The sequence below is a fragment of the Nocardia sp. NPDC003999 genome (genome assembly GCF_053604885.1).
Genome location: NZ_JBSGIB010000013.1, coordinates 168,420 through 187,794, shown reverse-complemented (window position 1 = coordinate 187,794; position 19,375 = coordinate 168,420). Strand labels below are relative to the sequence as shown.

Sequence of the window (19,375 nt, the reverse complement as noted above, 5' to 3'; positions counted from 1 at the left end):
CGGGCCGCACCCCTTGGGGCGCGGCCCGATTCGTGTCTGGCGTCTCGAATGATCAGCTGACGGTGACGGATTCGATGACGACATCGTCGACCGGCACGTCCTGATGCATGCCCGCCGAGGAGGTGCGGACACCCGCGATCTTGTCGACCACGTCGGCGCCCTCGGTCACCTCGCCGAAGACGGCGTAGCCCCAACCCGCCGCGGTGGGAGCGGAGTGGTTGAGGAAGTCGTTGTCGGAGACATTGATGAAGAACTGCGCGGTGGCCGAGTGCGGGTCGTTGGTGCGCGCCATCGCGACGGTGTACTTGTTGTTCTTCAGGCCGTTGTTCGCTTCGTTCTGGATCGGGGCTTTGGTGCCCTTCTGACGCAACCCGGGCTCGAACCCGCCGCCCTGGATCATGAAGCCGGGGATGACGCGGTGGAAGATGGTGCCGTTGTAGTGGCCCGCGTTCGCGTAGTCCACGAAATTGCGCACCGTGTTCGGCGCTTTCTGATCGTCCAGCTCGAGCACGATCGATCCGTAGTTCGTCGAGATATTCACCTTGGTCATACACCCACCTTTCCATCCTTTCGTAGACCGTTGCGTGATACGGGTACTTTTCCAGTAGCGTCCGATACCGACGAACTGGTTTCGTGAGCACATGGGTAACTCGCCGGGTACGCCCAGAACCTGAGTCGCACCTGACGTAGGACCTGAACGCAAATGGCGCGACGCCCCACTAGCACGGCCTAAAGACCCGGAGAGGCGGGGGAGCCAGCTAGCATTGCCAACCGTGCCCGACGCCGCAACCGCTGTACTCACGAAACCTCCCGCCGCCCCGGTGGTGACCCCGAACGATTTCCGGACCGCCCGGCTCATCGCGCTGGTGGCCGGAGTGCTCGGCGCGTTGTTCGCGCTGGCGACGCCGTTCCTGCCGGTCACGCAGACGACCGCGGTGCTGAACTGGCCGCAGGGCGGGACGCTCGGCAACGTGCAGGCGCCGCTGATGTCGCAGGTCCCGATCGACCTGAAGGCGACGATCCCGTGCGAGACGATCGCCCAGCTACCCGAGCGCGGTGGCATGCTGCTGGCCACCGCGCCGCCGCAGGGCGACCGGGCCGCGTTGGAGGCGCTGTTCGTGCGGGTGTCGGAGACCTCGGTGGACGTGGTCGACCGCAACGCGGTGGTGGTGTCGGCCGACCGCAGCCGCATGGGCGAGTGCACGTCGTTGAGTATCGCCTCGGACAGCGACAGCACCTACGGCGTGTTCAACGGGCTCACCAGGCAGGTGGAGCGTCCGATCGAGGGCGGGGCGGCCGGGGCGAACGAGTCGGTCACCGTGCCGGTGGAGGGGCAGCTCGGCGGCGATCTGCGGCCTCAGGTGGTCGGGGTGTTCTCCGATCTGAAGGGCGCGGCGCCGACCGGTTTGTCGTTCACCATGACGGTGGACACCCGCTTCTCCTCCAGCCCGACCGCGATCAAGCTGGTCGCGATGATCGCGGCGGTGCTGTGCACGCTGATCGCCCTGGCGGCGCTGGCCCGGCTCGACAGCAGTGACGGGCGTGGGCACCGCCGGTTCCTGCCCGCGAACTGGCTGAAGCCGACCTGGGCGGACGGCGCGGTGGTCGGCACGCTGCTGCTGTGGCATTTCGCGGGCGCGAACACCTCCGACGACGGCTACATCCTCAGCATGGTGCGGGTGGCCCCGCACGCGGGGTACATGGCCAACTACTTCCGCTGGTACGGCGTGCCGGAGGCGCCGTTCGGCTGGTACTACTACGTCATCCAGGTCTTCTCGGAGATCTCTACCGCCAGTGCCTGGGTGCGGTTGCCCGCGCTGGCCTGCGCGATCCTGTGCTGGCTGGTGATCAGCCGCGAGGTGGTGCCCCGGCTGGGTCGCGGGGTGCGCACCAGCAAGGTGGCGCTGTGGACCGGCGGGCTGGTGTTCCTGGCGTTCTGGCTGCCGTTCGACAACGGCCTGCGCTCCGAGCCGATCGTCGCGCTCGGTGCGCTGCTGACCTGGGTGTCGATCGAGCGGGCCATCGCGACCGGGCGGCTGCTGCCCGCCGCGGTGGCCGTCCTGGTGGCGGCGTTCACTCTCGCCGCCGCGCCGACGGGCCTGATGTGCGTCGCCGCGCTGCTGGCCGGTATCCGTCCGATGCTGCGCATCGTGGTGCGCAAGCACCGGCAGTTCGCCGCGCTCGGCGCCGGTCGGTGGGGCTCGACGCTGCCGCTGCTCGCACCGATCGCCGCGGCGGGCGTGCTCGTGCTGACGGCCGTCTACACCGACCAGACCTTCGCGGGCATCCAGGAGGCCAACCGGGTGCGTCAGGTGACCGGGCCGAACCTGGCCTGGTACGAGGACTACCTGCGCTACTACTACCTGTTCGTGGAGACTGTCGACGGCTCGCTGTCGCGGCGCTTCGCCTTCCTGGTGATGCTGCTGTGCCTGTTCACCACCATGCTGGTGCTGCTGCGCCGCAGGCGGGTGCCGGGTATCTCCAGCGGTCCGACCTGGCGGTTGATGGGCGTGGTCTTCGGGACGATCTTCTTCATGATGTTCAACCCGACCAAGTGGACCCACCACTTCGGCGCGTACGCGGGCATCGCGGGTTCGCTGGCGGCGGTCACCGCGGTCGCGGTCTCGGCGAGCGCCCTGCGAGCCCGCAAGAACCGGGCCATCTTCCTGGCCGGGTTGCTGTTCGTGCTCGCGATCGCGTTCTCCGGCATCAACGGCTACTGGTACGTGTCCAGCTTCGGTGTGCCGTGGTTCGACAAGCGCGTCTCGCTGCACGGCTACCAGTCGAACACCCTCATGCTCGTGCTGTTCGGCGTGGCGCTGGCATTGGTCGGTTGGTACGCGCTGCGGGAGGACTACACCGCGCCGCAGCCGTCGGCCAAGACGGCACGTGGCAGGCGGATCCGCCGGTTCGCGGCGATCCCGCTGACCGTGGTCGCCGCGCTGATGGTCGCGCTCGAGGTGCTCTCGCTGGTGAAGGGCGCGGTCTCGCAGTATCCGGCGTACTCGCTGGCCCGGTCGAACATCGACGCGCTCAGCGGCAGCACCTGCGGCCTGGCCAATGACGTGCTGGTCGAGCCGGACCCGAACGCGGGCAAGTTGCAGCCGATCATGGATCCGGCGCACCCGCCGACGAATCCGTCCGATCCGCTCGCCGGTGTCGATCCGGTCGGTTTCGACCCCAACGGCGTGCCCAATGATCTGTCCGCCGACAGCGTCGAGGTGAAGCCGGGCACCGGGAACACTTCCACGCAGTCGGTCGGCGCGGCGTTCGCGGAGGGGCAGAGCGCGGGCACGGGCGGCGGTCAGGGCGCGCGCGGCGTCAACGGCTCCACCGTCGCCCTCCCGTTCGGCCTGGATCCGGCGACCACGCCGATCCTCGGCAGCTACCAGAACGGCGTGCAGCAGCCCGCGAACGTCACCTCGAGCTGGTACCAGTTGCCCGCGCGTTCGGCGGACAAGCCGCTGGTGGTGATCTCGGCCGCCGGTCGCATCCTCTCCTTCGACGACACCGGCGCGATGAAGTACGGCCAGTCGCTGACCGTCGACTACGGCAAGCGGCAGCCCGACGGCAGCGTGCAGAAGCTCGGCACCTACCTGCCGCGTGACATCGGCCCGTTCCCGTCCTGGCGCAACCTGCGGGTGCCGCTGGACGAGATCGCGCCCGACGCCGACGCGGTGCGCATCGTCGCCAACGACCCGATCCTGATCGGGGATCAGTGGCTGGCCTTCACGCCGCCGCGGATGCCGAAGTTGCAGACGCTCAACAGCCTGCTGGGTTCCCAGCAGCCGATCCTGCTGGACTGGGCGGTGGGCTTGCAGTTCCCGTGCCAGCGTCCGTTCGACCACCGCAACGGCGTGGCCGAGGCGCCCGGCTACCGCATCCTGCCGGACCGCCCGCTGGCCATCAGCTCGACGAATACCTGGCAGGCCGAGGAGTTCGGCGGCGTGCTCGGCTTCACGCAGATGCTGGCCAGGTCCATCTCCGTGCCCACCTACCTGAAGGACGACTGGGCACGGGACTGGGGCTCCCTGGAGCGCTACGAGCAGTACGACCGCAGCGCCGTCCCGGCGAAGCTGGACACCGGCACCGCGACGCGCTCGGGCCTCTGGTCGCCGGGCAGTATGCGGGTGTTCTGATCGGGTGAACCACCCGAAACCAGGGCCGCCGCGCAGGGCACCGATCCTGCGCGGCGGCCCTTTCATGAAGGCAGGCCGGTTGGACGTGCCGATATCCGTCGACGTCGCGTTCAGCGAGCTGGCCACGGGCTAGGTGCCCAGAACACAGGGCCGCCGCGCAGGTGAATCCTGCGCGGCGGCCCTGCCGTATGTCGCCGGTGCGTTACCGGGCGCTCAGACCTTCAGCCGAAGGCCGAGCTCGCGCCGGAGCACCTCTTGCGAAGGGAGGCGGCCGAGCACGCGCAGCACCGCAGGCCGCAGCTCCCGTTGTTCCTCTTCGTTGAGCAGTCCGACAAGATCGCGCAGATCCATTTCATCGAATGCCGTTGTCATGGATTCAGATTAAGGCCAGCGGCCCGATTCGTCCTGCGATGCATAGCCACAGGTGGGAGCATATTTTTCAGACCGGACAACCGGTTTATTGGACGGTGCGGTCGTAGCGCGCCCGCGCGGCGATCACGTCGTCCATGCGTGTCTCCGCCCATGCTTTGACCGCGCTCATGACCGGCTGAAGACTGTGGCCGAGCGGGGTGAGTTCGTAGTCGACGCGGACCGGGACTTCCGCGGTGATCCGTCGCTCCACCAGGCCGTCGCGTTCCAGTCCGCGCAGCGTTTGCGTGAGCATCTTGGGACTCACGCCCGCGATGATCCGGTTCAGTTCGCCGTAGCGCAACGGCCCGTCGGCGAGGGCGGCCAACACGAGGCTCACCCATTTGTCGCTGATCCGGTCCAGGAGTTGCCGGGTCGGGCACTCGGCGATGTACGCGTCGTACCGCTGTTTTGCCAGCTCACGGCGCTGCGCCGCGGTCTTCGTCGCCATCGGGAGCACCTCGCTGCCTCTAACGCACTTTCGGGTAACTACTACCCATTGGATAGTAACCGTTCCTAGATTGGTCGGCAGCAGACAGGAAGGAACATCATGCGTGCAGTGGTAGTCCGCCGGCCGGGACCGGAAGCCGTGGTGGAGATCGTGGAAGTGCCGACTCCGCAGCCCGGCCCGGGTACGGTTCGCATCGCGGTCGCGGCGGCGACGGTGAACCCCGTGGATCTGATGGTGCGGGCGGGCGTGGGCGGCACGCCGTTCGCCGCGCAGCGCGATCAGTGGGGCGTCGGCTGGGATGTCGCGGGCACGGTCGACGCGCTCGGCGCGGGCGTCACGGAGTTCACGGTGGGGCAAGCGGTGATCGGCATCAGCGACCGGCTCGACGTCTCGCTCGGTGCGCAGGCCGACTACGTGGTGCTGGAGGTCGGGAACGTCGCGCCCGCTCCGGTTTCCGTGTCGCCGGTGCAAGCGGCGACCCTCCCGCTCAACGGTCTCACCGCGTTCCAGGCGCTCGACGCGCTGGATCTCGCGTCCACCGACACGCTCCTGGTCACCGGCGCGGCGGGGGCTGTCGGCGGCTTCGCGGTCGAACTCGCGGCGGCGCAGGGTATCCGGGTGATCGCCGCGGCCGCACCCGCCGACGAGGACGCGGTGCGCGCCTTGGGCGCCACCGATTTCGTTCCGCGCCAGGCATCCTTGCCGGATGCCGTCCGCGCCATCGTCCCCGGCGGCGTCGACGCCGCCCTGGACGCGGCCGCCCTCGGCCCGGCGACGCTCGCCGCGGTGCGCGGCGGCGGGCGATTCGCGTCGATCAGCGTTCCCGACACCCCGATCCCGTTGCGCGGCACCAAGGTCCACACAGTCCTGGTCCGCGCCGACCGCACCCGACTCGACCACCTCGTAACCCAAGTAGACGCGGGCAAACTAACCCTCCGCGTAGCGGCGACCCACCCCCTCACCGCCGTCCGAGAAGCCCAATCCCGCCTATCCCTCGGCGGCCTCCGCGGCCGCCTCGTTCTCACCCCCTGACACCCTCCACGAGTGGCACACGGCTGCGGCGGATCGCGAGAAGCCCGCTCCACCGTGTGCCACTCGCGGAGTCAGCGGATGCGGATGGGGTCGTCGGTGGAGAGGCCGGTGCGGGTTCGGGTTGTGGTGGTGATGGGGGCAGGAATGGCGGTGGGGTCGTAGGGGGTGAAGCGTTCGAGGGAGCCCCAGTCGCGAGCCCAGTCGCGGTCGAGGTATGCGGGGACGGTTTGGGATTTCAGCAGCAGGCCGGTCCAGCCGAGAGGGCCGCCGCCGATGTCGTCTTGCCAGGCGTTCGAGGCGTCGGAGCCGACCCGGTCGGGCAGAATGCGCCACTGCGGAATCTCGCCCACGCCGTCCTTGTGGTCGAACGGCCGCTGGCACGGGAAGGCGAGGCCGACGTGCCAGTCGAGTAGCACGGGAGCCTGCGATCCGACCACGGAATTCAGCGTGGCCAGCTTGGGCAGCCGGGGCGGGGTGACGGCCAGCCACTGCTTGGGCGTGATGTCGTTGTCGATCGCGACCAGCCGCACCGCGTTCACTTCCGCCGGCAGCCGGTCCAGCGGCACCCGCAGGTTGCGCCAGGACGGCGCGGGGCCGATGTCCAGCGGATCGATCGAGCCGAGCGTGCGCACCTCGCCGTCCGCGCCACGGACGCCGTACTCCAGGTGCAGTTCCTGTCCGTAGGTGAGCACACCGTCGGCGTCCACCGAGCGGATCCGGCCCGCCGCCGTGATCGCGAGCACCTGGTAGGCGGGGTCGTTGCGCATGCTGTCGGTCAGGTCGAGCCGGTACCACTGGGTGGTCAGCTTCGCCTGCTGTTGCTCGCCCTCCTGGTAGCTGCCCAGCACCGGGGTTCTCGCCGGGTCGAGACCGAACGGCAGCGCGACGGTGCTGCCGTTGATGCCCGCCTGCTCGGTGGTGCCGCCGCCGGTGCCCGCGCCGGTGGTGTTGGTGGTCTTGTTCTCCGAATCCTTGTCCACGGAGTTCGCGCCGCCGCTGACCGTCTCCTCCGCGTCCGCGGTGAGGTCACGCGCGACCCCGTTCGGGGTGAATCCTTTGTTCTGCGCGGCCAAGCCGTCCGCAGGCGATCCGGTGAAGGGCTGCAGCAGCGAATCGGCGGTGTCGGTCTCGACGAGCACTTCGTTGGCCAGCGCGCACGAATCCCCGCCGACCGATTGCACATTCGACTTGGTGATCGAGTACGCGGGGTACTGCGTGGCAGCGGCCTTGGCGAGCGAGGCGACCTCGAAGATCACCAGCAGCGCGGCGGCCACGGTCAGCGGCGCGGAGGCCCACCGGTCGAATCGCCGTGGCGCTCCGGGCCGCTCACGCCGGTACGGCTCGCGATAGTGCTGCCATATCGCGACCAGGAGCGCGAGGACACTCAGCCCGAGGAACAACGTGGACAGCCCCTTGCCCGCGATCAACGGCGCCTTGTCCCACCACGGGACACCGTAGCTGGACACGTACCACCACCCGTTCGAGCCGGTGAACGTCACGGCGAGCAGGAAGAGCACGGCGGCGGCGAACAACGCGCGGTTGCGCGGCGAGCGAATACCGGTGGTGCCCACCGCGACCGCCGCGAGCGCGGCCAGCGATCCGGCCAGTCCGGCGTACACGCCGAAGTGGTGCGTCCATTTGGTGGGGGTGAACATCATCAGGAACAGCGATGCGAACACGATGCCGAGAATGCGCACCGAGGGGCCGCGCGAGGTGCCCGGAATCCGGCCCTTGCGCAGAACTTGCAGCACGCACACGAGCAGGCACAGCAGCATCACCAGCACGCCGAACCGCCGCGCCAGCGAACCGTCCGGCGAGAGCATGAGCAACGAGTCCCAGCGGGTGCGCTCGTCGAACCACGCGACGTTCGGGCCGACGATCGTGCGCACCCGGGTGGCTTCCAGCACCGTCGCCAAGGTCTGGTCGGCGAAGATCACCACCAGCACCAGCGTGCCCGCGGCGAGGCCGGGGGCGACCAGCGCGGCGAACCGGAACACCGCGCCCGCCCGGGACGGCTCGCGCACCTTCGCGGGGGCGTTCACCGCGGCCGCGGCTTCGGCGGAACCGGCGGCGGCCGCGTCGGCGTCGGGCCCGGTCCGGGCCGGGACGGCGCCGCGAGCGCGCTTGATGATGATCAGCAGCACCGGCCGTGAACCGGCGATCAGCGCCGCGATGCAGATCAGGCCGGTGGGGCCCGCCGCGAGGGAGAACGCGGCGATCAGGACGGCCACCGCGGCGGGCAGCAGCCGTCCGGTCGCGATGGCGCGCTCGATCGAGCACCAAGTGAGCAGCGCGCCCGCCGCGATCAGCGGTTCGGGGCGCAGGCCGTTGTCGTAGGGCAGCCAGAACGCGAGGAAGACCAGGCCCGCCGTCCACAGCGCCACTTTGTTGCGGCGCACCCGCGCGCCGAGGCGGGGCAGCACCTCGCGGCTGATCACCAGCCAGCAGATCACGCCCGCCAGCAGCGTGGGCAGTCGCATCCAGAGACTGGCGTCGGAGATCCGCGACATCCACGCCAGCACCTCGTACGACCACCCGAACGGGGCCTCGGGGACCGCGAACCACCGGTAGTAGTTCGCCATGTAGCCCGCGTGCCCGGAGACGCGCGCCATGTTCAAGATGTAGCCGTCGTCGGACGTGTTCGCCCCGATGACGTGCCACAGCGCCAGCGTGCCCAGCACGACGCCGTCCGCGGGGGTGACCCGCCACCAGTGCGCGGGCAGGAACCGGCGCGGTCGGCGCCCGTCGGCGGTGTCCAGCAGATGCAGTGCGACGAGTGCGATCAGCGTGAACACGGCGGCGGCGATCATGGCGGCCAGCTTCAACGGCGTCGGCGTGGAGGAGAAACGCGAGTCGATGTCCGCGTGCACCTGCGCTCCGGCGAGCCGATCGGCCTTCAGATCGGTGAACACGCCCACCAGCTGCGGCCGGATGTCCCGGCCGACCGTGGAGTGGAACGGCGTGCCGTCCTGCCGGGTGACGCCGGTGAGTTCAGCCGTCGTCGCGGCGGCGGTCGATTCGATGCGGATCGTGGCGCAGGACCCGACCTCGGCCAGCGGCGCGGACAACAGCGGGATGTCGCGTTGCACCACCGAGAGGACGCCGTCGGCGACCGAGACCACCAGGCCCTTGGTAGCCGCCCGCCCGGAGGCCACAGGGGCGGTGGACAGCAGCGTGCCGCCCGATCCGAGCTCTCCGGTCATCGAGCAGGGCAGCGTCGCACTGAACCGCAGCGGCTCGTAGGACACCAGCGGCGCCGCCACGCTCCTGGCGCCGGACTCGGGCCAGTCCAGGCTCGCCCGATCCTGCCGCACCGGCAGCAGCGGGGTCAGCAAGGCCAGCAGGAATCCGAGAAGCCCGGAGAGGAGGGCGATCAAGCGGATACGGGTGAACGCTGGAGAAGATCGGTCCGGTCGCACGGTGGTTGATGCTAGCTACCGCCCGGTGTGATGCCGACTGCCCCCGACGCGCGCAGCGAATGAACGTCCCACAGCCAGACGTCCTCGACCCGCGTCGGCGTGAATCCGAGCAGCTGGGTCACGGTCTCCCGCAACACTTCGCCGTTCTTCGTCGCGGGCAGCACCAAGACGTCGGCTTGCCAGAACCGCAGATCGTCCAGCGCACGGGTACGCACGCCCGCGTCGATCGGCGGTACGACTCCAGTGTCCTGGGCCTGTACCAGCAGAGCGGTGGTCGGACGGGCCTCGGGACCGTAGATGCCTTTCTTGCTGGTACCGGTAGGGCCGACGAAGTAGCCGCCCGCCAGCGGGAAGGTGAAACCCGCGTCGGCCTGCCAACGTAGCGCCCGTGCGTCGGGTGGCCGGGGCGGCGGCACCAGGACCACCGATCCGTCGCCGACGTAACGGCGGACGGCGCCGTCGGCGAAGAAGTCCGGTGTCGGCGGTCGCTCGACCACCGGCAGGATGGTCGGGATCAGCGGCAGCAGCGCACCGGTGAGCGCCGCGAACCAGGCCAGCGGCTTCCAGTCCACCGCCGATTGCGTCCATGTCCCCACCGCGCGGTCGCTGGCCAGCGCGAGCACCACCGCGATGGCCGGGATCGCGGCCATGCTCATCCTGCTCTCCAGCACGGTGTTCAGCAGCGGAACATGTTCGGCCCAGCGCCACGGCAGATTGATGCCGGTCGGCTGTTTACCGATCGTGGCGACCGCGCCCAGCGACAGCAGGCCGAAGACCGCGATCACCACGCCCGCGGCCCGCACCACGCGGTCGCGCCACAGCATTCCCACCGTGAACACGACCGACAGCAGCAGCGGCCAGCCGAAGTACGCGTTCTGCTCGGTCGGATTGATCGCCACGTTCGCGCCGGGCGCGAACACGCCGCCCAGCGATTCGGACGGGAACTGCACCAGCGCTTCGAGGTCGTTGCCCATCGGGCCGTGGTCGATCGATCGATAGCTCTGCGGGCCGAAGAATTGCCACCACAGCGGAATCTCGGCGAGTGCCAACGTGATCACCGCGGCCAGCGCGAAAGTCGGGGCGACCACTCGCGTCACGCGCAGCGCGGTGCGCGGAGCATGCGCGTAATACACGATCCCGAACAGGCCGAACGCGAGGGCGAAGATCAACAGCGGTTCCTCGCCGAGCGCGATCTGCGTCGCGACCAGAAGTCCGAGAACGGCGGCATCCCGTACCCGCCCGCCCGGCCGTTCCCGTTCCGCCGCGGCCGCTCGCCGCGCCATCCGGATCAGCAGTCCCGCGATGATCGGAAGCAACAGCAGCACGACGAAATTCGGGTGGGCGTTGGCGTGCGAGATCATTCCGGGCGCGAATCCGCAGAACAGTCCGCCGATCACCGCCGCGACCCGGGACCGGACGAGCTCGCGGACGAACAGGCGATACCACGCGAACGCTGTTCCGGCCAGACCGAGGGTGAGCACGAGTACGAACGTGACGGTCGACCCGAAAAGCAAGGTGACCGGTGTCAGCGGCACGCCGACACCGAACATGGCCGTGTTGGCCATCATGTTCACCCCGGCCGGGAAATTCTGCAGATCGGTACCGAGCGGGTTGTGCAGGGCGGCCACCGAGTGCGCGGTGACGGCGAAGAACCACTCCCACATCGTCTGGTCCTGACCGCTCTTGATCAGGTATCCGTTGTCGGTATCGCGCCACTGGCCCGACAGCACCGTCGCGGCCAGCGCCAGGTAACCGGCGCATACGAGCAGATCGGCGAGCGGAAGTCGGGGCAGCCGCCGGGTATGCGCGGGAGTGGTGAGCACTCCGGTCGCCGTCGCCTCTTTCGTCGCGATCGCGACCGTCGCCGATTCCGCCGGTAGGTCGGTCTCGGCGTCTTGTGCCTGTGTCACCTGCGCATCACTCCTCGCCAGCGCCCTCCGTTGCAACCACGCTGTGCGTGGACCGACAAACGAGAGGGGTATCCACTGCGCGCGAGTTCAACCGCCGCGATTTCAGCGGTGGACGGTGACCAGCGTGAACGGTCCGATGTCGGTGGTGGTGAAACGCGGGTCGGCGAACAGTTCCTTGGGGAAGCTCACCGAATAGCGCGCCACGTTCGGGTCGTTCGGGTAGACGTCCTTGGCCAGCCGCAGCGTATAGGTGTCGCCGCTGTGCCGGAACAGAAACGCGTCGGGCGCGCGCCACGGGCTGGCCGCCAGCGCGTCGAGCAACTCCTGCGGCGTCTTCAGCTTGCTCCAGCGCTCGATGGTCGCCGCCCGGCCCGCGAAGTCGGCGAGCGGGTTGGCGTAGTGGGAGGTGAGCGCCTGGAAGCCGAAGTAGGGATAGAAGGACAGGAAGCTGGTGTCGGCGGTGAGTACCACCGTGTCCGAGCGGGATCGGCCGGTCTGCGCGGTGAGCGCCGCATCCACTTCGTCGTAGAAGGACACGGCCGACACAGGCCGTTTGTCGGCTCGCTTTCCGTCTCCGTCGGTGTCTGTGTAGGCAGTCGTGATCTCCGGAGTCAGCACGTGCGGGATGTCTTGGGCGAACGCCAACGCGCCGATCGTCGCGACGACGATCGCCACCAGCCGGAACCGGGCGGGCTCGTTCAACGCCTGGTAGATCGCCCGCGCGCCCTCCACGAACCCGAACGCGCCCGCGACCGACAGCAGCACCAACAGCACCGGCTCCAGACGGAACGACAGCAACGTGGTGCCCGCCGCGGTCGCGGCCATGGACAGCAGCGCCCACAGGTAGATCGCCGCCACCCCGATGCCCAGCGCCTGCGCCCGTCGCGACGACCCGCCGCGCAGCACCAGCCAGATGATGCCGATCAGGCACAACGCCCCGAGCAGGGAGAACTGGAACATCGGCAACGGCAGTTCCGCTCCCGCTTCGGGCAGATAGTGCTGGGCGGTCCCGGAGCTCGCCGTCGCGCTGCGCAGCGCCTTCGCCAGGTACGGCGCCCACACGACGAGCGCGAACAGCCCGGCGATCACCGCGATCACCACGAGCCGGACCAGCGGCGGGGCCGCCGCGCGCCACGCGGGACGGGTCGGCCCGGTCGCCGCGCGTGCGCGGCGCGGACGGTCGGCGCGCCGCGCACGCACCGCGAGGAAGGCCGCCACCAGACCCATCAGGGCCACCGCGAAAGCCGCCACGAGGAAGTAGAGGGTGTAGAACGTGGCCGCCCAGCCGAGGAACAGCCCCGTGCCGACGACCGCGCCCCAGCCACCGGCCGTGCGATGCTCCTCCGTCACTCCCTCCAGCGGGCGATACAGCGCCCCCCAGGCGAGCACCAGCGCGGGCGGCAGCAGCAGCACGATGACGGCGCTGTAGGCCTCGGGGGTGGCGTAGGCCAGGGTGACCGCCGTGCTCGCCGCCGCGACGCCCACCGCCCAGTCCGCGCGGATCAGCTTCGACCACAACACCAGCGCGACCACCGCGGCCACGGCGAGGAACGTGATCGCGTACGGCTTGAATACTTCCCAGCCGTCCATCCCGAGCAGATTCGCCACCCGCCCGCCGATCCAGAACCAGCCCGCGGGGTAGAACGACGGTAGATCCGCGTACGTCATGTCGCGCAGCGCGGCGGAATCGGTGAGCCGGGTGAGGAACTCGGTGCGGAACTCCTGATCCACCGAGACGCCGAACAGGTACAGCTTCGTCGCCGCCAGCGGCATGCCGACCGTGAACGTGACGAACGTCGAAAGACCCACCCAGGACAGCAGTTTCGCTATCCGGGGCCACTTGCGCAGCCGCAGCAGCGCGATCGCGACCGCGAGCACGACCGCAGCGCCGACCTGCCCGACCGTGGTCAGCGCCCGCGTCACGTTGGAGGAGTTGAACGCGGGCCACTGCACCAGCGAGAACGCGACGAGCCCGACGACGGCCACCACGGCGGCGACCACCGCCGCGAGCGCGGCCTCGCCGACGCCGACCGCGATCTGACGTGCCACGAGTGACCCGCGCCCCGGCGCGGGGGCCGGATCGACGGGACGCGGCGGCGCTTCGTCCGCCGCGGTCACCGTGCTCAACGGACCGCTCCGCGCTCGTCGCACTGGATTACTCGCATGGCGCCTCCGGGTTCACAGGGTCACTCCGTCAGACGATAGGTGCCCGCGCGATCACTGATCACGCGGGCACCATGTCCGAGTTCGGTCGCCGATCAGATCGGCAGTCTGCGGAAGATCGAGCGCGGGATGTGCCGCAGCACCATCATCACGTAGCGGAAGGTTCCCGGCGCCCAGACCAGTTCCTTCCCCCGCTGCGATGCCGCGATCGCCAGCGCCGCGACGTCTTCCTTGTCGACGGTGAGCGGAGCCTCTTTGACGTGCGCGGAGAACTGGGTCCGCACCATGCCGGGCCGGATCACCAGTACACGCGGGCCGTGCGGCCGCAGCGCTTCGCCGAGCCCGAGGTAGAAGCCGTCCAGACCGGCCTTGGTCGATCCGTAGACGAAGTTCGAGCGGCGCACCCGTTCGCCGGCGACGGAGGACATCGCGATGATCCGGCCGAAGCCCTGCGCCTTCATCTTCTCGCCGACCAGCACGCCGACGGAGACCGCGGCGGTGTAGTTGATCTGGGCGACTCGCACGGCCTTGGCCTGGTTCTGCCACAGCTCTTCGGGATCGCCGTCGAGGGCGAAGGCGACGATCGCGACGTCCACGTCGCCCGCGTCCCAGGCGGCGTCGATCACCTTGGCGTGCCCCTCGGTGTCGAGCGCGTCGAAGTCGATGACCTCGACCTGGCTCGCGCCCGCGGCCTTCATCTGGGCGACCGCGCCCTCGCGCAGCGGATCACCGGGCAGCGCCGCAAGGGTGATGCGCGCGGGCCCCTTCTTCAGGTACTCCGCGCAGATTGCCAAGCCGATCTCCGACGTGCCACCCAGCAGCAGAATCGACTGCGGGTTACCAACGGCATTGATCACTGCAGCTCCAGCCTTCTCGCCATATCGGACATGAAAACGCCTGTGGGGTCGACGCTACGGCGGACCTTGATCCACTCGTCGATCCGGGGATACATCTTGTGGAAGGTCTCGGCGGTGGTCCGCGAATCCTTCGCGGTGTACAGCCGCCCGCCGAACTCCAGCACGCGCCGGTCCAGCTCGCCGACCAGCTCGTTGAGACCGGGCTTGATCGGGAAGTCGACGCAGATGTTCCAGCCCGGCATCGGGAAGCTCAGCGGGGCCTGGTTGCCCGGGCCGAACAGCTTGAACACGTTCAGCGCCGAGTAGTGCCCGGAGGCCTGGATGTCGACAATGATCCGCTTGAACTCCTCGACCGCCTCGGTCGGCACCACGAACTGGTACTGGAGGAAGCCGTTGGAGCCGTAGCCGCGGTTCCACTCCGCGATCATGTCCAGCGGGTGGTAGAACTGCGTCAGGTTCTGCACCTTGCCGGTGTAGTTGCCGCCCATCCGGTAGTAGGCCTCGCCGATGGACATCAGCGTCAGCTTGTTCATTGTCCAGTTCGGGAAGATGTCCGGGACGGTCATCAGCTGCGGCGCGTCGAACTTCAGCGGCTTGCTGCGCAGCCGCTTGGGCAGCTCGTCGAGCTTCGCCAGCCTGCCCCGGGTGATGGTGGCCCGGCCCAGCTTGGGCAGCGGGCTGATCACGTCGAACCAGGCGCTCGAGTAGGTGTAGTCGGCCTCGCTGCCGTCGCTGTGCGCGGCGATGGTCTCGTCGAGGGTCGTGGTCTTCACGCCGTCGTTGAGGAAGTAGGCCGTCTCCGTCGGCACCATCTCGATGGTGGCGCGCAGGATGATGCCGGTGAGCCCGTTGCCGCCGACGGTCGCCCAGAACAGCTTGGCGTTGCGCTTCGGCGTGATGTGCTGCACCTGCCCGTCGGCGGTGAGCAGATCGATCGAGCGCACGTGATTGCCGAAGCTGCCCTCGCTGTGGTGGTTCTTGCCGTGGATGTCGGAGGCGATCGCGCCGCCGATGGTCACCTGGCGGGTGCCGGGGAGCACCGGGACCCAGAGGCCGAACGGCAGCGCGGCCTTCATGAGCTGGTCCAGGCTGACGCCGCCGTCCACGTCCACGATGCGGGTGTCGCGGTCGATCCGGTGGATGTTGTTCAGCGCGGTCATGTCGACGACCAGACCGCCCGCGTTCTGCGCGTGGTCGCCGTAGGAGCGGCCGAGGCCGCGCGCGATCACGCCGCGCCGCAGGTGGGCGGGCTTGCCGTCGTTGTCCTCGGCGACCATGGCGACTGCCTTGGCGATCAGTTCGGGATCGCTGGTCGAGAGCACTTCGGAGGAGGTGGGTGCGGTGCGACCCCACCCGGTCAACGTGCGGGTGCGCGTCGGAAGAGTGAACGCGGTGCCCGCGGCCGGGCCGTCGTTCGCGACGCCGGCGCCTTTGTCGTTCCCGGTTGTCTTGGTGGCGGTCGGAGCTTTCGTGGACATCGGCATAGAGGCTACAGGTATGACGGCAGATGGGGACGCGGTCGCTCTACCCATGGGTAGTGACGAACACGTCGGTTAGAACCGAAATGAGTGCCCAACCCGGTCCGGCGCTACGCTCGTCGGCGTGCAAGCCGAACCCCAACTGCCGCTTCCGGCCGAGTTGCCCCTGGTCGACGAGCCCGGCGGCACCGAGGTCGACCTCAAGACGCAGATCATCCGGTTCACCCTCACCGGCGGGTTCTCGGCCGTCGTCGACTACGGGCTCTACAGCCTGCTGCTGAACCTGGTCGGTCTCCCGGTCGGCGTCGCCAAGTCGATCAGCTTCGTGGCGGGCACCACAACGGCTTACCTGATCAACCGCCGCTGGACCTTCCAGGCTCCGCCCAGCCGCATCCGCTTCCTCGCGGTGGTCGTTCTCTACGCGGTGACCTTCGCGGTGCAGGTCGGCATCAACAACCTGCTGTACTTCTCGCTGGCCGACGAGTGGTGGCGCCAGCCGCTTGCCTTCGTCGTCGCCCAGGGCACCGCGACCGTCATCAACTTCATCGTCCAACGCTTGGTGATCTTCAAGCTCCGCTGAGTTATCCGCTCGTCGCGGCGTGGTCGGCCAGGAAGGCGCCGACCAGACGATTCACTTCGTCGGGGACCTCCGCGGCCGCGAGGTGTGCGGCTCCGTCGAGGACCACGAGCCGCGAGCCGGGGATGGCGTCGGCCATGACCTCGAGCTCGGGCACGGGGAAGGTGCGGTCCTCGCGACCTCCGATGACCAGCGTGGGGCAGGTGATCGAGGAGAAGAGGCGCCGCTGGTCCGGGCGGTCGGTCACCACGGATCGGACGGCGTGCACGAGCGACGCCGGATCATTGCGGCGGGCGACGTCGAGAACCTGTCGGACGACCTGCGGGCGCGTGCGTTCGGTCGTCGGACCGAGAAATGCCCGGACCACCGATCCGGTGAGTGGCGGGCGAATCCCGCCGAGTATCCGGACCGCCATCAGCAGCATCCGGTACTGCGCCCGCTGGGCGAGCGGGGCCGATGACGCCGTGCCGTTCATCAGGATCGCGGATTCGACGCGGTCAGGGAAACCGGCGGCGAAGGTGCCGCCGATCATGGCGCCCCAGGAGTTCCCGAGGAAATGGGTCTTCGGTAGTTCCAGCTGATCGAGGATGTCGGCGACGCACGCCGCGCACTCGTCGAAGGTGAAGGGTCGTTCGAGGCGGCTGGACCGCCCGTGCCCGGGCGGGTCGACCGCGATGGTCAGGAAATCCCGGGCCAAATGGTTCACTTGGGCGTCCCAGAGGGCAGCGTCCATGAGAAGGCTCGGCCACATCACGATCGGATCGCCGCTGCCGGTCAGGACGACATGCAGCAGCCCCAGTCGAGTCGGTAGATGAATATGCCTGCGGTCCATGACTGTGCTCATTCCTTGCAGTGAGCGGGCGGCCGATCTGCGTCGCATGTTCCCGCACACGGTGAAACGCCGGTGTCCTGGTCTGTGATCTGTACGATCGGGACTCACGTTAAGCGTGGACCGCTGCGCGCTCGACCTGATCCGTGCACGGGTCTGACGGAAACGCGCACGTCGGTCTGGGAGGTTGCTGGTGTCGGTCGCCGAGCCGTATTTCGTGGGGCGGGTCGATACCGGCGCGGTCCTGCCCCGGGAGTCGGCCGACCTCTGGGCCGAGCACGTCGGTCGTAATCAGGGCACCTTGCAGTGCCGTTTCGCCAGTCCGTCGTCGTTCCGAGGAGCGATGGCCGTGCAGCGATACGCGGGCTATCAGCTGATCGACTTCTGGTCGGACAGCATCGTCTATTCCAGATCCCGTGCGGATATCCGGCGTGACGGCGATGAGGGTCTGAGGGTGATGATCGCGACCGACGGAGAAGTGCGGCTCCGACAGGACGACGCCACCGCCCAGGTGTTGCCGGGGTACGGCGCGGTCGTCACCAAGACGCGTCCCGTCGACTTCGGCCAGCCCCTCGCTGCGCGCGGGTGGGTGATGAACGTCCCCGCGGGCGCTCTGCCGCTCGAAGTCGGCGCGGGACCTGCGCTGATCGACCTGCGCGAGGGCTTGGGCGCGGTCGTCTCAGGCCTGATCAGCGAACTCGGAGAGCAGCGTGCGACTGTCGACGGTCCCGAGTTCGCCGCCGCTTGCGACACGATCATCGATCTGCTCCGCCTCTGCCTGCGCCGCCGCGCCGCGATGCCGACCGTGCTGGCCACGGTGGACACCGCGGTTCGTGACCACGTGCTCCGGCACGCCGACGATCCCGATCTGACTCCGATCGAGATCGCACGAAGCCTCGGTTGGTCACTGCGCCAGGTCCAACTGGCCTTGCATCACACCGGCACGACACCGAGCGAGCTGATCCGCGGCGCGCGGCTCGACCGCGCCCACCGCCGCCTGCGCGAATCTTCCTCCGACCGCACGGTCGCCGAAATCGCCTACGCCAGCGGCTTCCGCTCCCTCAGCGCCTTCGGCTCCGCGTTCAAGGCACGATTCGGGGTCACCCCGCAGGACGTACGACCTCGTTGACGGCGTCCGGGCGCTTCTCGGATCCGCGGAGCGGTGGCCCAAGCCTCGCCCCGAATTGATCAGTCGAGAGAGGTTCGAGTCGAGGAATCGCGCTCAGCCGGTCAGAACGAGCAGTCGGTGGGACGGCCTGCCCAGCCGCCCTTCAGGAATTTGATGACGGCGCAGAACAGATCCTCCGACCAGGAACCCACCGGGGTCACGGCCGAGATCGTGGCGACGGGTGTGGAGACAGGTGCGGCGACAGGTTCCGCGGCGGCCGAGCCCACCGGAACGACGAGTCCTGCGATCACGGCGGTGACGACGACAAGCTTCTTCATCAGGTGGCCTCTTCCGTGGTTGTGGATGGCGGCTCGTAGTGCCGCACAACCGACTGATCGGCAGCAATTACCCCGACGTTACGAAGTATGTTGAGCACCAAGCAATTAGACCTCGCTGTCGGCCAGGCACACGGCTGTGGCATTGCCCGAGAGAGGTCTCGATGATGTGCCGCTCGCGGGCAGGCTGATTGATTGGCAGTGCCAACGATGTATGGTGGCTGTTGTGGAGGAGACACCCGCGCGCCTGGCCGCGAAGCCGAGTTGGCTGGTCACCCAGTTGGCCGTGCACGCCCACCGGTTGGCGTCCGACAGCTTCGGCGAGGTGGGTGCGCGTGGGTACCACTACCGCATTCTGGCCGCGCTGGACGAGTTCGGGGCGGCGAGCCAGGCCGAGCTCGGGCGCCGGTGCAACATGGACCGCAGCGACGTGGTGGCGGCGATCAACGAACTGGCCGGCCAGGGTTTCGTCGAGCGGACGCCGGACCCGGACGACCGAAGGCGCAATATCGTGACCCTCACCGAGGCGGGCAAGGGGCAACTGCGGCGCATGGATCAAGCGCTCGAGAAGGTGCAAGACGACCTGCTCGGACCGCTATCGGCCGAGGACAGAAACGATCTGACCCGCCTGCTCACCCGCCTGCTCGCGCACCATCAGCGGGGTTGACG

Annotated in this window: 15 protein-coding genes; 5 read left to right on the top strand and 10 right to left on the bottom strand. The window is 68.8% G+C overall.

Annotated elements, in window-relative coordinates; genetic code table 11:
* Positions 1-52 precede the first annotated feature (52 nt).
* A complete protein-coding gene (locus ACWESM_RS24515; RefSeq protein ID WP_355073122.1) occupies positions 53-550 on the bottom strand; it encodes a peptidylprolyl isomerase in 498 nt (165 codons plus the stop codon).
* A 223-nt stretch (positions 551-773) separates the two neighbouring features.
* On the opposite strand from ACWESM_RS24515, the gene ACWESM_RS24510 reads away from it, so the two are divergent.
* Positions 774-4,139 (top strand): arabinosyltransferase domain-containing protein, encoded by a 3,366-nt coding sequence (locus ACWESM_RS24510; protein WP_397278668.1) that lies wholly within the window; start codon positions 774-776, stop codon positions 4,137-4,139.
* A gap of 213 nt (positions 4,140-4,352) precedes the next feature.
* Here the strand turns inward: ACWESM_RS24510 and ACWESM_RS24505 are convergent, their stop codons facing one another.
* Both ACWESM_RS24505 and ACWESM_RS24500 read right to left on the bottom strand, forming a co-directional pair.
* Positions 4,353-4,511, bottom strand: coding sequence for a hypothetical protein (locus ACWESM_RS24505; protein WP_169332658.1), 159 nt, complete (start codon positions 4,509-4,511; stop codon positions 4,353-4,355).
* Positions 4,512-4,596: 85 nt separating this feature from the next.
* Positions 4,597-4,998: a winged helix-turn-helix transcriptional regulator gene (locus ACWESM_RS24500; protein ID WP_355073117.1), complete on the bottom strand. Its 402-nt coding sequence runs from the start codon at positions 4,996-4,998 to the stop codon at positions 4,597-4,599.
* Positions 4,999-5,097: 99 nt separating this feature from the next.
* On the opposite strand from ACWESM_RS24500, the gene ACWESM_RS24495 reads away from it, so the two are divergent.
* Positions 5,098-6,030 carry an NADP-dependent oxidoreductase gene (locus ACWESM_RS24495; protein ID WP_452493789.1) on the top strand — a complete coding sequence of 311 codons (933 nt, stop codon included), beginning with the start codon at positions 5,098-5,100 and terminating at the stop codon, positions 6,028-6,030.
* 71 nt (positions 6,031-6,101) lie between these two features.
* On the opposite strand, the gene ACWESM_RS24490 is transcribed toward ACWESM_RS24495, so the two are convergent.
* The 5 genes from ACWESM_RS24490 to ACWESM_RS24470 all read right to left on the bottom strand — a co-directional run bounded on the left by ACWESM_RS24490 (position 6,102) and on the right by ACWESM_RS24470 (position 15,863).
* Positions 6,102-9,449 (bottom strand): arabinosyltransferase domain-containing protein, encoded by a 3,348-nt coding sequence (locus tag ACWESM_RS24490; protein ID WP_452493787.1) that lies wholly within the window; start codon positions 9,447-9,449, stop codon positions 6,102-6,104.
* Positions 9,450-9,460: 11 nt separating this feature from the next.
* Entirely contained in the window at positions 9,461-11,359 is a 1,899-nt protein-coding gene (locus ACWESM_RS24485) for a glycosyl transferase (protein WP_452493785.1), read from the bottom strand.
* A 102-nt stretch (positions 11,360-11,461) separates the two neighbouring features.
* Positions 11,462-13,477, bottom strand: coding sequence for a galactan 5-O-arabinofuranosyltransferase (locus tag ACWESM_RS24480; RefSeq protein WP_452493802.1), 2,016 nt, complete (start codon positions 13,475-13,477; stop codon positions 11,462-11,464).
* A gap of 140 nt (positions 13,478-13,617) precedes the next feature.
* A complete protein-coding gene (locus ACWESM_RS24475; RefSeq protein ID WP_452493784.1) occupies positions 13,618-14,379 on the bottom strand; it encodes a decaprenylphospho-beta-D-erythro-pentofuranosid-2-ulose 2-reductase in 762 nt (253 codons plus the stop codon).
* Positions 14,376-15,863, bottom strand: a complete 1,488-nt coding sequence (locus ACWESM_RS24470) for an FAD-binding oxidoreductase (RefSeq protein WP_355073109.1) — start codon at positions 15,861-15,863, stop codon at positions 14,376-14,378. Before ACWESM_RS24470 ends, ACWESM_RS24475 begins: the two co-directional genes overlap by 4 nt.
* A 118-nt stretch (positions 15,864-15,981) precedes the next feature.
* On the opposite strand from ACWESM_RS24470, the gene ACWESM_RS24465 reads away from it, so the two are divergent.
* Positions 15,982-16,437: a GtrA family protein gene (locus tag ACWESM_RS24465; protein ID WP_355073107.1), complete on the top strand. Its 456-nt coding sequence runs from the start codon at positions 15,982-15,984 to the stop codon at positions 16,435-16,437.
* A gap of 1 nt (position 16,438) precedes the next feature.
* On the opposite strand, the gene ACWESM_RS24460 is transcribed toward ACWESM_RS24465, so the two are convergent.
* A complete protein-coding gene (locus ACWESM_RS24460; protein WP_355073105.1) occupies positions 16,439-17,278 on the bottom strand; it encodes an alpha/beta fold hydrolase in 840 nt (279 codons plus the stop codon).
* Positions 17,279-17,456: 178 nt separating this feature from the next.
* On the opposite strand from ACWESM_RS24460, the gene ACWESM_RS24455 reads away from it, so the two are divergent.
* Positions 17,457-18,392 carry an AraC family transcriptional regulator gene (locus ACWESM_RS24455; protein WP_355073104.1) on the top strand — a complete coding sequence of 312 codons (936 nt, stop codon included), beginning with the start codon at positions 17,457-17,459 and terminating at the stop codon, positions 18,390-18,392.
* 101 nt (positions 18,393-18,493) lie between these two features.
* On the opposite strand, the gene ACWESM_RS24450 is transcribed toward ACWESM_RS24455, so the two are convergent.
* Positions 18,494-18,709 (bottom strand): hypothetical protein, encoded by a 216-nt coding sequence (locus ACWESM_RS24450; RefSeq protein ID WP_355073102.1) that lies wholly within the window; start codon positions 18,707-18,709, stop codon positions 18,494-18,496.
* Between the two features lie 223 nt (positions 18,710-18,932).
* Here ACWESM_RS24450 and ACWESM_RS24445 point away from each other — a divergent pair, with 223 nt between their 5' ends.
* A complete protein-coding gene (locus tag ACWESM_RS24445) occupies positions 18,933-19,373 on the top strand; it encodes a MarR family winged helix-turn-helix transcriptional regulator (protein ID WP_355073100.1) in 441 nt (146 codons plus the stop codon).
* Positions 19,374-19,375: the final 2 nt, after the last annotated feature.

Excerpts from the sequence above, each read along its gene's own strand:
- ACWESM_RS24515 (WP_355073122.1), bottom strand. The coding sequence starts at position 550 with ATGACCAAGGTGAATATCTCGACGAACTACGGATCGATCGTGCTCGAG.
- ACWESM_RS24505 (WP_169332658.1), bottom strand. The coding sequence starts at position 4,511 with ATGACAACGGCATTCGATGAAATGGATCTGCGCGATCTTGTCGGACTG.
- ACWESM_RS24500 (WP_355073117.1), bottom strand. The coding sequence starts at position 4,998 with ATGGCGACGAAGACCGCGGCGCAGCGCCGTGAGCTGGCAAAACAGCGG.
- ACWESM_RS24495 (WP_452493789.1), top strand. The coding sequence starts at position 5,098 with ATGCGTGCAGTGGTAGTCCGCCGGCCGGGACCGGAAGCCGTGGTGGAG.
- ACWESM_RS24470 (WP_355073109.1), bottom strand. The coding sequence starts at position 15,863 with ATGCCGATGTCCACGAAAGCTCCGACCGCCACCAAGACAACCGGGAAC.
- ACWESM_RS24460 (WP_355073105.1), bottom strand. The coding sequence starts at position 17,278 with ATGAGCACAGTCATGGACCGCAGGCATATTCATCTACCGACTCGACTG.
- ACWESM_RS24450 (WP_355073102.1), bottom strand. The coding sequence starts at position 18,709 with ATGAAGAAGCTTGTCGTCGTCACCGCCGTGATCGCAGGACTCGTCGTT.